Here is a 13,065-nt window from a genome sequence, read left to right as displayed (position 1 = left end):
AGGAAGTTTCGATGGTTCGCCCACCCGCGCTTTTCGTCGGCGACGCGCCCGGCCTGGATTTTCTGAACTCGATCGCCACCCCGCTCGACGCGCCGGTCGATTGGATCGACGACGGCGAGGGCTTGCTGGACTGGCTTGGGCAGGCGCGGCTGGTGCCGGCGGAAGCGCTGGTGGCGATTCGCGGCCAGGCGCTGCCCGGCGAGCTCGACAAGGTCGCCGATCAGGCGCGGCATTTGCGCGAATGGTTCAGGGGCTTTGTGTACGGACACAAGGGGCGGGCGCTGATCGCTGCGGATATCGCGGAGCTCGACCCGCTCAACCGCTTGCTTGAACGCGACGAGACCTTCAGCCGGATCGCGCTGGCCGACGGCGACGCGGCGTTTGGGCTTCAGACGGTCCGCAAGTGGCGCACACCCGAGGCGCTCCTTCTGCCGATCGGAGAGGCGCTGGCCAAACTCGTCTGCACCGAGAATTTTTCACATGTGAAGGCTTGCGAGGGACCGGCCTGCACGATGCTTTTTGCCGATCATACCCGCGGCCACAGGCGCCGCTGGTGCAGCATGGCGGCCTGCGGCAACCGGGCAAAGCAGGCGGCGCACCGGCACCGGCACAAGGATCACGACCATCATGAAATCAAGCGAGGCGCGCCGCGCCTCGCTTGACTGGCTGGTGGCGCGGCACGCACCCGGATCGCGCGCAAGCGCCCGGCGCACCATGTCGCCGGCATCAGTTCGTCACTCGGCGGCAGCCGCCGCGGCGAGCCCGCGGGCGATGTCGGCCTTGAGGTCCTCGACATCCTCCAGCCCGATCTGCAGGCGGATCAGCGGACCAGCATACGAACCCTTGGTAAGCGTGCGGTCGCCGAGGTGAACCGGCACGGCGAGGCTCTCATAGCCGCCCCAGGAATAGCCGAGGCCGAAGATCTTGAGCGCGTTGAGGAAGGCGTGCTGGGCCTTCTGCCCGCTGCCCTTGAGCACGATCGAGAAGACGCCGCTCGAGCCGCAGAAATCGCGCTTCCACAGCGCATGGTCGGGATGGCTTTCCAGCGCCGGGTGCAGCACCCGCGCGACGCCCGGCTGCTCTTCCAGCCAGCGCGCGATATCAAGCGCGCTCTTGCGATGATGCTCGAGTCGCACCCCCATCGTGCGCAGTCCCCGCAGCACCTGGTAGATGTCGTCGGGTCCCGAACAGCAACCGAGCGTGCAGAAGCCATCATAAAGCTTCGTCCAGCAGGCCTCGTTGGCCGAAACCAGGCCGAGCAGCACGTCGGAATGGCCGGCCGGATATTTCGTCGCCGCATGGATCGAGATGTCGACGCCATGGTCGAGCGGTTTGAAATAGAGCGGCGTCGCCCAGGTGTTGTCCATCATCACGATGGCGCCCGCTTCATGCGCCGCCTTGGCGATGGCCGGTATGTCCTGGATCTCATAGGTGTTCGATCCCGGCGATTCGGTGAACACCACTTTTGTGTTGGGCCTGATCAACGAGGCGATGCCGGCGCCGATTCGCGGCTCGTAATATTCGACCTCCACGCCAAGCCGCTTCAGCATCGTATCGGCGAAGTGGCGCGTCGGGTGGTAGACGCTGTCGACGATCAGCAGATGGTCGCCCGCGGCGAGGAAGGCGAGCAGCGGCACCGTCACCGCCGCCAGTCCCGAAGGCACCGCGATGGTGCCGGCCGAGCCTTCCAGCGCGTCGACGGCGAGCGTCAGCGCATCCATCGTCGGCGTGCCGCGCGTGCCGTAAGTGTATTTCTGGCTGCGTCCGGCCATCGAGGCGGCATCTTGGTAAAGCACCGTGGAGGCGTGCACGACCGGCGGGTTGACGAAGCCGAAATAGTCACGCGGGTTGTTGCCGGAATGGGCAAGCAGCGTGTTGGTGCCCATTCCGATGCCGTCTTTAGCCATTGTTCGTCGCCTATCGAATGATGTCAGGGCACCAGCCATAAAGCTGCGGCCAAGCCCGCGCAACCGCGCCAGGCTCGCCAAAAGCCCGTCTTCGGCTGGGCCAATCCAACCCCGCCTGCGCCCAATAAAGCACCGCTATTGCCGAAGCGGATTCGGCCGCCGGATCATGGATTCGCGCCGCTGCAACTTGACTGATTTGTTCGCATGGCCTGCCGATTTCATGGGCTCTTGTCCGCAATTCAGGCATTTGCGGCAATTGCTTTTCAAACCTTTGGGCTTTCGGTCATTTCCCTTGACCTCACAGGAATAATCGCCTTCGATGCGTTTCGTGAATGGGAGGCAGCGCATCGGCAACCGATGCAGGTCCGGGAGTGGGCCTTGAAGTGGGAGCTGCATTCACAACGAAAAAAGATCAAGCGTCGCCTGGCAGCAGGGGCGCCTGTAACAGAAAAGGGTCTGTGGGTCATGAAACACATTGCAATCGGGATTCTTGGCGCCGCCGCGCTCGGGTTCATGGCGTCCGCCGCTTCGGCAGGCACGCTCGATACCGTGAAGCAGAAGGGTTTTCTCCAGTGCGGCGTCTCGACCGGTCTCGCCGGCTTTTCGGCGCCGGACGACAAGGGTGACTGGAAAGGCATCGACGCGGACTTCTGTCGCGCCGTTGCGGCCGCCGTTTTCGGTGACGCCTCCAAGGTCAAGTTCACGCCGCTCAGCGCCAAGGAGCGTTTCACCGCGCTGCAGTCGGGCGAGATCGACATACTGTCGCGCAACACCACCTGGACCAGCAACCGCGACAGCGCGCTCGGCCTCGATTTCGTCGGCGTCACCTACTATGACGGTCAGGGCTTCATGATCAACGCCAAGAAGCTGCCGGGCGTGAACTCGGCGCTGCAGCTTTCGGGCGCCGCCGTCTGCGTGCAGAGCGGCACCACGACCGAGCTGAACCTCGCCGACTACTTCAAGAAGAACAAGATGGAATACAACCCCGTCGTGTTCGAGAAGCTGGAAGAGGTCAACGCCGCCTATGATGCCGGCCGCTGCGACGCTTACACCACCGACCAGTCCGGCCTCTATGGCATCCGCCTGACGCTGTCCTCGCCGGCCGATCACGTCGTGCTGCCCGAGATCATCTCCAAGGAGCCGCTCGGCCCGGCCGTGCGCCAGGGCGACGACCAGTGGGCCCACATCGCGCGCTGGACCTATTTCGCGCTGCTCAACGCCGAGGAGGCCGGCGTTACCCAGGCGAATGTCGAGGAGATGAAGACCTCGACCGACCCGAACATCCAGCGCCTTCTCGGCACCGAGCCGGACGGCAAGTACGGCGCCGATCTCGGCCTTTCCAACGACTGGGTTGTCAACATCGTCAAGGCTGTCGGCAACTACGGTGAAATGTTCGAGCGCAATGTCGGTTCGGGCAGCCCGCTCAAGATCGCGCGCGGCATCAACGCGCTGTGGACCAAGGGCGGCCTGCAATACGGCCCGCCGATCCGCTGATTGAAACGTGATCCGGGAGGCAGGTCGTCTGCCTCCCGGTTTCTCTTTCCAGGGGACGGTCCATGGCTTCGCAGGAAATCCTTCGCGGGGAGCCGAGCCGCGGCTCCTTCATCAATGACCCGAGAATACGCAGCCTGTTCTTTCAGACGTTGGTGGTGATCCTGCTGTTCAGCTCGATCTGGTGGATCGTCCACAACGTCATCGAGAACCTCCAGCGCCTGCACATCGCTTCAGGCTTCGGCTTCCTCAAGAGCAGGGCCGGCTTCGACATCTCCGACACGCCGATCACCTACACGTCCGACTCGACCTATTTCCGAGCGCTGGTCGTCGGCTTGCTCAACACGATCATCATTGCCGTCGCCGGCATCGTGCTTGCCACTGTCGTCGGCTTCCTGATCGGCATCGGCCGGCTGTCGCAGAACTGGCTGATCCGCAAGATCTGCACGGTCTATGTCGAGGTCTTCCGCAACATCCCGCCGCTGCTGGTCATCTTCTTTTGGTATTCCGGCGTGCTCGCGGTGCTGCCGCCGCCGCGCGAGAGCATCCATTTGCCTTTTGGCTCCTTCCTCAACCAACGTGGTTTCTATCTGCCGCGCGTCGTCTGGGGAGATGGCTCCTGGCTGATCGGCGTGGCATTGCTGCTCGCCATTGCGATGGCCTGGTTCGTCGCCCACAGGGCGCGGCAGCGGCAGCTGGCAACCGGCCAGCAATTCCCGGTGTTCTGGACGTCGGTCGCTCTCATCATCGGCCTGCCGGTGCTTGCTTTCCTGCTCGGCGGCATGCCGCTCACCTTCGATTTCCCGAAGCAGTCGACCTTCAACCTGACCGGCGGCTTCTGGATCAAGCCGGAGTTCCTGTCGCTGCTGCTGGCGCTATCCTTTTACACCGCGGCCTTCATCGCCGAGATCGTGCGCGCCGGCATCAGGGGCGTCAGCAAGGGCCAGACCGAGGCGGCAGCGGCGCTTGGCCTGCGCTCCGGTCCGATCCTGCGGCTGGTGGTGATCCCGCAGGCAATGCGCATCGTCATCCCGCCGCTCACCAGCCAGTATTTGAACCTGACCAAGAACTCATCGCTGGCGATTGCCATCGGTTATCCCGATCTGACGGCCACCGCCGGCACCGTGCTGAACCAGACCGGACAGGCGGTCGAGGGCGTGTTCATCATGATGATCGCCTATCTGGTGCTGAGCCTGGTGACGTCCTTTGTCATGAACATCGTCAACGCCAGAATGGCGCTGGTGGAGAGGTAAGGCCATGCAGGAACACGATATGTCCTGGGTGCGCACCGAGATGGCGCTGGCGCAGCCGGCGCCGCCTACCGAACGCGGCGCTTATGCCTGGGTGCGCAAGAACCTGATCGGCTCGGTCGGCGACACGATCCTCACGGTGCTGGGCATCGCCATCGTGGTGTGGGTCTTGCCGCAAATCGTCAACTGGGCCTTCATCAACGCCGTTTGGACCGGCCCCGACCGCACGGTATGCACGACCGCTTCGCAAGGCGGCATCCAGCCCGACGGTTGGACCGGCGCCTGCTGGGCCTTCGTCAACGCCAAGTTCGGCCAGTTCATGTTCGGCACCTATCCGGTCGAGGAGCGCTGGCGGCCGATTCTGGTCGCCATCCTGTTCGTGGCGCTGCTGGTGCCGATGCTGATCCCGCGCGTGCCGCGCAAGGGGTTGAACGCGCTCCTGCTCTTCGTGGCGCTGCCGATCGTCGCCTTCTTCCTGCTGGTCGGCGGCGTGTTCGGCCTGCCGCATGTCGAGACCCCGCGTTGGGGCGGATTGCTGGTCACGCTCAGCCTGTCTTTCGTCGGCATTGCCGTGTCGCTGCCGATGGGCATCGTGCTGGCGCTCGGTCGGCGCTCGAAGATGCCGATCATCAAATGGCTATGCGTCGTCTTCATCGAGACGGTGCGCGGCATTCCGCTGATCACGGTGCTGTTCTTCGCCAGCGTCATGCTGCCGCTGTTCCTGCCGGAAGGCGTCAGCTTCGACAAATACCTGCGGGCCCTTATCGGCGTGTCGCTGTTTGCCGCCGCCTATATGGCGGAAGTGATCCGCGGCGGCCTGCAGGCGATCCCGAAGGGCCAGTATGAAGGCGCCGATTCGCTCGGTCTCGGCTACTGGCAGAAGATGGGCCTGATCGTGCTGCCGCAGGCGCTGAAGCTGGTCATCCCAGGCATCGTCAACACCTTCATCGGCATGCTCAAGGACACCAGCCTGGTCCTGATCATCTCGATGTTCGACCTGCTCGGCGTGGTGAAGCAGAACTTCGCCGACCCGAACTGGGCGACGCCGCAGACCCCGAAGTCCGGCCTGATCTTTGCCGCCTTTGTCTTCTGGCTGTTGTGCTTCGGCATGTCGCGCTATTCAATGTACACCGAACGCCGGCTCGACACCGGGTATAAGAGATAAAAAGGGGAAATTGGCCATGTCCACCGAAAACGCGGTCAGCGCGGAAGACCTGAAGGTCGATGCCAAGAAGATGCACATCTCGACCACCGATGTCGCCATCGACATCGTCGGCATGCACAAATGGTATGGCGAGTTCCATGTCCTGAAGGACATCAACCTCAAGGTGATGCGCGGCGAGCGCATCGTCATTTGCGGTCCCTCCGGCTCCGGCAAATCGACCATGATCCGCTGCATCAACCGGCTGGAAGAGCACCAGAAGGGCAAGATCATCGTCGACGGCAAGGAGCTCACCAACGATCTGAAGAAGATTGACGAGGTCCGCCGCGAGGTCGGCATGGTGTTCCAGCATTTCAACCTGTTCCCGCATCTGACGATTCTCGAGAACTGCACGCTGGCGCCGATCTGGGTGCGCAAGATGCCGAAGAAGCAGGCCGAGGAAATCGCCATGCATTTCCTCAAGCGCGTCAAGATCCCGGAACAGGCAAACAAATACCCGGGCCAGCTCTCCGGCGGCCAGCAGCAGCGTGTGGCGATCGCACGCTCGCTCTGCATGAACCCGCGCATCATGCTGTTCGACGAGCCGACCTCGGCGCTTGATCCCGAGATGATCAAGGAAGTGCTGGAGACGATGGTGGGTCTGGCGGAAGAGGGCATGACGATGCTCTGCGTCACCCACGAGATGGGCTTTGCCCGCAAGGTCGCCAACCGGGTGATCTTCATGGATCAGGGCCAGATCGTCGAGCAGAACACCCCGGCCGAGTTCTTCGACCATCCGCGCCATGAGCGGACGAAGCTGTTTCTGTCGCAGATCCTGCACTGAGCGGGCTACTGGGTGACAGTCTCGGAGGCCCGCAGCAACCACGCGGTCGTCATCCTGGGGCGTAGCAAGGAGCGAAGCGACGCGCGCAGACCCTAGGATCCATGCCGTGACGCTAAAGCGCTGCGATGATTGCAGAATTTTGCACCGTCGCACCTCACGGCAGCAGTCACGGCATGGATACTCGGGTCAAGCCCGAGTATGACGATGTCACGGACGGCTTCGGCGCCGCGCTCAATGAGAAGACTCCTGCGATACCTGCTGATGCTGGTTGCCGCGCTGCTTCTCGCCGCCGCGCTCGGCACGTTGGTGCCGCGCCCGCTCTGGCCCGCGGCGATGGCCAAAGGCGAGGGGACGCGGCGCATATTGGTGCTGAAGAACCCGATCCACACCGACATCGCTGTCCCTCTCGATGACGGCATTCGCCGGCGCTTCGCCTTCCTGGCCGATGCCGGTCTGCCGATGGATGCCTCGGATGCACGCTACATCGTCTTCGGCTGGGGCGGCCGCGCCTTCTATCTGGAGACGCCGATATGGTCGCAATTGAAAGCCGCGCCGGTGTTGAAGGCGCTGACGCTCGACGCCTCGGTGATGCATGTCGATGTCGCCGACGCGATTAAGGAGCCGCATCCGGATGTCGCTGGCTTCGACATCGACGACGCGCATTTCGCGGCCCTCCTCGACTACATCGCGGCGAGTTTCCGGCAGGGCACGGGCGGGCCCGTGGCCATCGAGAAAGCCGGCTACTCGACCTACGATCGTTTCTACGAAGCCAATGGGCGTTTCAACGCGCTGGTTGGCTGCAACACCTGGACGGCGGCGGGATTACGCGTCGCCGGCATTCGCACGGGTTGGTGGAACCCGCTGCCGGTATCGCTGTGGTGGTCGATGGGGCTGTATGATTGAAGCTGATGGGAACTTGCAAACGCCGCGTTCCGTCCAGCTTTGTAACAGACGCTACCCCCGCTCCACCTTCCGCTCCTCCCACCCGTAGAGCCAGTCCAGGTCGGCCGCGAGCTTTTCCGGCGGCCGCGTCGCCAGCACCAGATTGCGGGCGACCGCCACCGGTCCCCAGGCGTGCCAGGTCAGCCGATTGAACGCGCCGCGCTTGAGCACCCTTTCGACGCGCGGTCGCCTGAGGTTCTCCCAAATGGCAAGGCCCCGGGCCGGATCGCCCGGAAGATCGGCGACCAGATTGGCGAGCATCGAGGCGTCCTCGATGCCCATCGCCGCGCCCTGCGCCGCGAACGGCGTCATCGCATGCGCGGCGTCGCCGATCAGCGCTATGCCTTGCGGGACGGCCCAGCGCTGTTGCCGGACAGTGTGCATTGGAAATGCCGTCCACGGCCCCGCCAACGCGACGAGCTTTGCGAGCATCGCCGCGGTGCCACGCACGGCATTGGACAGGATGGCCGGGTCGGCATGGCCCGACCAGCCTTCCGCGATGCGTTCGCCTCTGGTGAAAGCGGCGAGATTGACGGTGCGGCCCTTGCTCACCGGATAGGCAACCAAATGGAAGCCGGGATGCAGGAAGGTGGTGACGCAGCCAGCCGCTCCGATCTCGGCAAATGCCTGCCCGGCGGGGCTGTCGATCGCAACGGTGGTGCGCCAGGCCAGTCGGCCCGAGAAGCGGCTTCTCGCGAAGGCGGAGTCCCGGGCAGCAAGCAGCGCGCGAACCGTCGACCAGACGCCATCGGCACCGACCAGCAGGCCGGCTGCAAGCGACGTGGTTTTGCCGTCGGCCTCGACCGTCGCGGTCACGCTTCGCGGGTCGGCGGCGATGCCGGTCAACCGCGCGCCGGTCACGAGCTCGATATCGGGCCTATCCGCCACTTCTTCCGCCAGGGCCGCCTGCAGGTCGGCGCGGTGCGCCACCAGATAGGGCGCACCCCAGCGCTTCTCGGCCGCCTCTCCAAGCGGCACGCGGGCCAGCTCGCGCAGGCTTTTCGCATCCTTCAGCACCACCGCTTCGGGCCGGACCGCGTTGGGCAACAGGCGGTCGAGTACGCCAAGCCGGCGCAGGATGCGGCTTGCGTTGGGAGCCAGCTGGAGGCCGGAGCCGGCCGCTTGGAGCTGCTTGGCCTGCTCGAACAGTTTCACCGGCAAGCCGCGCTCGGCGAAGGCAAGTGCTGCCGTCAGTCCGGCGATGCCGGCCCCGGCTATGACGACTTGCCGGGACCGTGCTTCAATCATGGTCCGCTCAGGCGGCCTGGTCGACATAGAGGCAGCCGGCTGGCTGCGTTTCCGTCGTCTTCAGCGACGGCGAATAGCGATAGAGCGTCGAGCAGTAGGGGCAGACCTTTTCATTGTCGTCACCCATGTCGAGGAACACGTGTGGGTGATCGAAAGGCGGGTTGGCGCCGGTGCACATGAATTCCTTGACGCCGATCTCGATGACCGGATGGCCCGCGTCGTTCTGGAAATGGGGAATGCTACCGCCTGCCATCGTCGTCTCCAATCGGGTTCGGCCAGTGGGTGTGACCCGCCTGCATCTGGAGCATAACATGCCAGTTTGCAAGATCGATGAAATCAAACTGTCGCAAAAGGCTGGCAGAGGATAAGTTGAGCCGGTTAAGCGCGTGAGGCTGGCACGGAGCGATTCCGTGACGATCATGCGTCACAAAGAGATGTTAGAGCGTCGCCGGACGGCAATATGCGGCGCTCCCTGGGACGGTTGCGGGCAAGAGCGGGAAACATGAACGAACTGAAGCCGGTGCAGAGCGAATTCATCACCGTCGAGGCAGCGAGTCCCGACGGCGGCAATCCCGACCGTTTCGTCAACCGCGAATTCTCCTGGCTGCAGTTCAATCGGCGCGTGCTGGAAGAGTCGCTCAACGAGCACCATCCGCTGCTCGAACGCGTCCGCTTCCTGTCGATCTCGGCCGCCAATCTCGACGAGTTCTTCATGGTCCGCGTTGCCGGCCTTGCCGGCCAGGTGCGCGAAGGGATCGCGCTGAAGAGCCCGGATGGCCGCACGCCCGAGCAGCAGCTCGAGCAGCTGCTGCGCGAGGTCGAGCGCCTGCAGGAGGACCAGCAGAAGAGCCTCTCGGCGCTGATGGCGCTGCTCAACAAGGAAGGCATCGAAAGCATCACCCGCGACGCGCTGACCAAGGATGAGAAGACCTGGCTGGAGGAGCATTTCCAGGAACAGGTCTTCCCGGTGCTGACACCGCTGTCGATCGATCCGGCGCATCCGTTTCCCTTCATCCCCAATCTCGGCTTTTCCATCGCCTTGCAATTGCGCCATCGCAAGAACGGCGAGGAGATGAGCGCGCTCTTGCGCCTGCCGGTGGCGCTCAGGCGTTTCATCCGCCTGCCGGACCGCAAGCGCCATGTGCGCTTCATCCCGCTGGAGGAGGCGGTCGGCCTCTATATCAGCAAGCTGTTCCCCGGCTATGAAGTCAAGGGCTCGGGCACGTTCCGCATCATCCGCGACAGCGATATCGAGGTCGAGGAAGAATCTGAAGACCTCGTGCGCCTGTTCGAGACGGCGCTGAAGCGGCGCCGCCGCGGTTCGGTGATCCGCATCGAGTTCGACACGCTGATGCCGGCCGAATTGCGCGATTTCGTCGCCGGCGAGCTCGGCGTCTCGGCGAGCCGCATCAGCGTTCTCACCGGTCCGCTGGCGCTCAACCAGATTTCCGAAATCGTCGCCATTCCGCGCGACGACCTGAAGTTCACCCCCTACAATCCGCGCTTCCCCGAGCGCATCCGCGAGCATGGCGGCGACTGCCTGGCCGCCATCCGCGAGAAGGACATCATCGTCCACCACCCCTACGAATCCTTCGACGTGGTGGTGCAGTTCCTGCGCCAGGCCGCCGCCGATCCGGAGGTGGTGGCGATCAAGCAGACGCTATACCGCACCTCGAACGATAGCCCGATCGTGCGCGCGCTGATCGACGCCGCCGAGGCCGGCAAGTCGGTGACCGCGCTGGTCGAGCTCAAGGCGCGCTTCGACGAGGAGGCCAATATCCGCTGGGCGCGCGACCTTGAGCGCGCCGGCGTCCAGGTCGTGTTCGGCTTCCTGGAGCTGAAGACACACGCCAAGATGTCGCTCATCGTGCGCCGCGAGGACGGCCGGCTGCGCAATTACGTCCATCTCGGCACCGGTAACTACCACCCGGTCACTGCCCGGATCTACACCGACCTGTCCTTCTTCACCACCGATCCGACGATCGCGCGCGATGTCGCGCAGATTTTCAACTTCATCACCGGCTATGCCGAACCGGCCGAGGAGATGCGCCTTGCCGTGTCGCCCTTCACGCTGCGCAACCGCATCCTGAAGCACATCGCCGAGGAGGTCGTCCATGCCCGCGAAGGACGGCCGGCGCGCATATGGATGAAGATGAACGCGCTGGTCGACCCGACCGTCATCGACGCGCTCTACGACGCCAGCCGCGCCGGGGTCGAGATCGACCTCGTCGTGCGCGGCATCTGCTGCCTGAGGCCGCAGGTGCCGGGCCTTTCGGAAAACATCAGGGTGAAATCGATCGTCGGCCGCTTCCTCGAGCACAGCCGTATATACTGCTTCGGCAATGGCTACGGCCTGCCGTCGGACGAGGCGATCGTCTACATCTCGTCCGCCGACATGATGCCGCGCAATCTTGACCGCCGCGTCGAGACCCTGGTGCCGATCACCAATCCAACTGTGCATGAACAGGTGCTTGGTCAGATCATGCTGGGCAACATCATGGACAACCAGCAAAGTTTCGACGTATTGGCTGACGGCACCTCCCGGCGCGTTACGCTGGAGGAGGGCGAGGAGCCGTTCAACGCGCAGGAATATTTCATGACCAATCCGAGCCTCTCCGGACGGGGTGACGCGCTGAAATCGCATGCGCCCAAGCGCATTGCCCAGTTCAAACGCCGCAAGAAGAACAGCGCCGCGTGATTGCAGTTTCCCAGGGCCGGCTTCAGGACCGGCGGCCGCTGTCGATCATCGACATAGGGTCGAACTCGATCCGCCTTGTCGTCTATGAAGGGCTGGCGCGCTCGCCCTCGCTGCTGTTCAACGAAAAGATGCTGGCCGGTCTCGGCCGTGGCATCGTTTCGACGGGCAAGCTCGATCCCGAAGCCGTCACGCGCTCGATGGAGGAATTCCGCCGTTTTCGCGCGCTGTCCGACCAGGCCGGCGCCGAGCACATGTATGTGCTGGCGACCGCCGCCGCGCGCGAGGCGGGCAACGGCCCGGATTTCATCCATCGCGCCGAGGATGTGCTGAAGACCGAGATCCGCGTGCTCACCGGCCGCCAGGAAGCCTATTATTCGGCGCTCGGCGTCATTTCCGGCTTCCACCCGGCCAATGGCATCGCCGGTGACCTTGGCGGCGGCAGCCTCGAGCTGATCGACATCAACCGGGAGGCGATCGGCGAGGGCATCACGCTGCCGCTCGGCGGCCTGCGCCTGCAGGATATGGCGAAGAGCTCGCTCGTCCAGGCGCAGAAGATCGCGCGCCAGCAACTGGGGCGGGCAAAATTGCTCAAGGGCGGCCAGGGCAGAGCCTTCTACGCCGTCGGCGGCACCTGGCGAAACCTCGCCAGGCTGCACATGGAGATGACCAACTACCCGCTCGGCATCATGCATCACTACGAGATTTCCGCCGATAGCGCACAGACCTTCCTCAAGCAGGTGGCCAAGGGCGAGGTCGAGAAGGTAAGGGGCATCGAAGGCGTCTCCAAGAACCGCCGCTCGCTGCTGCCCTACGGCGCCGTCGTGCTGCAGGAGATCATGGCGGCGATGCAGCCCTCGAAGATCGTCGTCTCGGCGCAAGGCGTGCGCGAGGGCTTTCTCTATTCGCTGCTCGATACCGAGGAGCAGAAGGCCGACCCGCTGATCTCGGCGGCCGAGGAACTGGCGCTGTTGCGCTCGCGCTCGGTGCACCACGCGCATGACCTTGTCGAATGGACCGGCAAGGCATTCAAGGCCTTCGGCATCGACGAGACCGAAGACGAAACGCGCTACCGTCATGCTGCTTGCCTGCTCGCCGATATCGGCTGGCGCGCGCATCCCGAATATCGCGGCCGGCAGTCGCTCAACATCATCGCGCATGCGTCCTTCATCGGCGTCGACCATCCTGGACGCGCCTATCTGGCCCTGGCCAACGCCTACCGCCATGACGGCGTCTTCAACGACGGCGTCGCGCCCGAGATCAAGGCGTTGGCGCCGCCGCGTCTGCTCGAGCGCGCCCGCGTTCTGGCGGCGATGATGCGCGTGGTCTATCTGCTCACGGCGGCGATGCCGGGCGTCATGCCGCGGCTGAAATGGGAAAGCCGTGGCAACGGCGCGCTGGCGCTGGTGCTGCCAGCCTCGCTTTCCGACCTTTACGGCGAGCGCCCCGCCGGACGGCTGGCGCAACTGGCCCGCATCACCAACCGGCGCCTTGTGCTGGCGGTCGAGGGCGGTCCGAGCGTCTCGGTAAAATAGGACGTTTCGGTG

11 protein-coding genes are annotated in these 13,065 nt (G+C 64.1%); 8 read left to right on the top strand and 3 right to left on the bottom strand.

All coding sequences use genetic code 11. The features are described 5' to 3' along the window. Positions 1-11 precede the first annotated feature (11 nt). Positions 12-662 carry an ABATE domain-containing protein gene (locus E5X34_RS28740; protein ID WP_292571994.1) on the top strand — a complete coding sequence of 217 codons (651 nt, stop codon included), beginning with the start codon at positions 12-14 and terminating at the stop codon, positions 660-662. A gap of 72 nt (positions 663-734) precedes the next feature. On the opposite strand, the gene E5X34_RS28735 is transcribed toward E5X34_RS28740, so the two are convergent. Beyond that, positions 735-1,907, bottom strand: a complete 1,173-nt coding sequence (locus E5X34_RS28735; RefSeq protein WP_292571992.1) for a cystathionine beta-lyase — start codon at positions 1,905-1,907, stop codon at positions 735-737. Between the two features lie 465 nt (positions 1,908-2,372). Here E5X34_RS28735 and E5X34_RS28730 point away from each other — a divergent pair, with 465 nt between their 5' ends. The 5 genes from E5X34_RS28730 (at position 2,373) to E5X34_RS28710 (ending at position 7,536) form a co-directional block, all read left to right on the top strand. Further along, the gene (locus E5X34_RS28730) at positions 2,373-3,401 is read left to right on the top strand and encodes an amino acid ABC transporter substrate-binding protein (protein WP_292571990.1); all 1,029 of its coding nucleotides are present in this window, start codon (positions 2,373-2,375) and stop codon (positions 3,399-3,401) included. Between the two features lie 62 nt (positions 3,402-3,463). Continuing rightward, positions 3,464-4,651 carry an amino acid ABC transporter permease gene (locus E5X34_RS28725; protein ID WP_292571987.1) on the top strand — a complete coding sequence of 396 codons (1,188 nt, stop codon included), beginning with the start codon at positions 3,464-3,466 and terminating at the stop codon, positions 4,649-4,651. 4 nt (positions 4,652-4,655) lie between these two features. After that, positions 4,656-5,813, top strand: coding sequence for an amino acid ABC transporter permease (locus tag E5X34_RS28720; protein WP_292571985.1), 1,158 nt, complete (start codon positions 4,656-4,658; stop codon positions 5,811-5,813). 16 nt (positions 5,814-5,829) lie between these two features. Beyond that, positions 5,830-6,633: an amino acid ABC transporter ATP-binding protein gene (locus E5X34_RS28715; protein ID WP_127251314.1), complete on the top strand. Its 804-nt coding sequence runs from the start codon at positions 5,830-5,832 to the stop codon at positions 6,631-6,633. Between the two features lie 234 nt (positions 6,634-6,867). Next, positions 6,868-7,536 carry a TIGR02117 family protein gene (locus E5X34_RS28710; protein ID WP_292571982.1) on the top strand — a complete coding sequence of 223 codons (669 nt, stop codon included), beginning with the start codon at positions 6,868-6,870 and terminating at the stop codon, positions 7,534-7,536. 51 nt (positions 7,537-7,587) lie between these two features. Here E5X34_RS28710 and E5X34_RS28705 read toward each other — a convergent pair whose 3' ends face one another. Together E5X34_RS28705 and E5X34_RS28700 are read right to left on the bottom strand one after the other, a co-directional pair. Continuing rightward, positions 7,588-8,823 carry an FAD-dependent monooxygenase gene (locus E5X34_RS28705; protein ID WP_292571979.1) on the bottom strand — a complete coding sequence of 412 codons (1,236 nt, stop codon included), beginning with the start codon at positions 8,821-8,823 and terminating at the stop codon, positions 7,588-7,590. A gap of 7 nt (positions 8,824-8,830) precedes the next feature. Continuing rightward, positions 8,831-9,076 (bottom strand): zinc-finger domain-containing protein, encoded by a 246-nt coding sequence (locus E5X34_RS28700; protein ID WP_292571976.1) that lies wholly within the window; start codon positions 9,074-9,076, stop codon positions 8,831-8,833. 249 nt (positions 9,077-9,325) lie between these two features. Here E5X34_RS28700 and E5X34_RS28695 point away from each other — a divergent pair, with 249 nt between their 5' ends. Together E5X34_RS28695 and ppx are read left to right on the top strand one after the other, a co-directional pair. Then, entirely contained in the window at positions 9,326-11,521 is a 2,196-nt protein-coding gene (locus E5X34_RS28695) for an RNA degradosome polyphosphate kinase (RefSeq protein WP_292571974.1), read from the top strand. Further along, positions 11,518-13,053 carry an exopolyphosphatase gene (gene ppx / locus E5X34_RS28690; protein ID WP_292571971.1) on the top strand — a complete coding sequence of 512 codons (1,536 nt, stop codon included), beginning with the start codon at positions 11,518-11,520 and terminating at the stop codon, positions 13,051-13,053. Before E5X34_RS28695 ends, ppx begins: the two co-directional genes overlap by 4 nt. Positions 13,054-13,065 lie beyond the last annotated feature (12 nt).

The organism is Mesorhizobium sp. (assembly GCF_004963255.1).
Classification (GTDB): domain Bacteria; phylum Pseudomonadota; class Alphaproteobacteria; order Rhizobiales; family Rhizobiaceae; genus Mesorhizobium.
Note: the sequence above shows the minus strand (reverse complement) of the source record. Positions and strands in the feature narration are given on the sequence as shown.

What these genes read in the sequence shown, in the direction of transcription:
- E5X34_RS28695 (WP_292571974.1), top strand. Translation starts at nt 9,326, where the DNA reads ATGAACGAACTGAAGCCGGTGCAGAGCGAATTCATCACCGTCGAGGCA.
- E5X34_RS28735 (WP_292571992.1), bottom strand. Translation starts at nt 1,907, where the DNA reads ATGGCTAAAGACGGCATCGGAATGGGCACCAACACGCTGCTTGCCCAT.
- E5X34_RS28740 (WP_292571994.1), top strand. Translation starts at nt 12, where the DNA reads ATGGTTCGCCCACCCGCGCTTTTCGTCGGCGACGCGCCCGGCCTGGAT.
- E5X34_RS28710 (WP_292571982.1), top strand. Translation starts at nt 6,868, where the DNA reads ATGAGAAGACTCCTGCGATACCTGCTGATGCTGGTTGCCGCGCTGCTT.
- E5X34_RS28700 (WP_292571976.1), bottom strand. Translation starts at nt 9,076, where the DNA reads ATGGCAGGCGGTAGCATTCCCCATTTCCAGAACGACGCGGGCCATCCG.
- E5X34_RS28715 (WP_127251314.1), top strand. Translation starts at nt 5,830, where the DNA reads ATGTCCACCGAAAACGCGGTCAGCGCGGAAGACCTGAAGGTCGATGCC.
- E5X34_RS28720 (WP_292571985.1), top strand. Translation starts at nt 4,656, where the DNA reads ATGCAGGAACACGATATGTCCTGGGTGCGCACCGAGATGGCGCTGGCG.
- E5X34_RS28730 (WP_292571990.1), top strand. Translation starts at nt 2,373, where the DNA reads ATGAAACACATTGCAATCGGGATTCTTGGCGCCGCCGCGCTCGGGTTC.
- E5X34_RS28725 (WP_292571987.1), top strand. Translation starts at nt 3,464, where the DNA reads ATGGCTTCGCAGGAAATCCTTCGCGGGGAGCCGAGCCGCGGCTCCTTC.
- E5X34_RS28705 (WP_292571979.1), bottom strand. Translation starts at nt 8,823, where the DNA reads ATGATTGAAGCACGGTCCCGGCAAGTCGTCATAGCCGGGGCCGGCATC.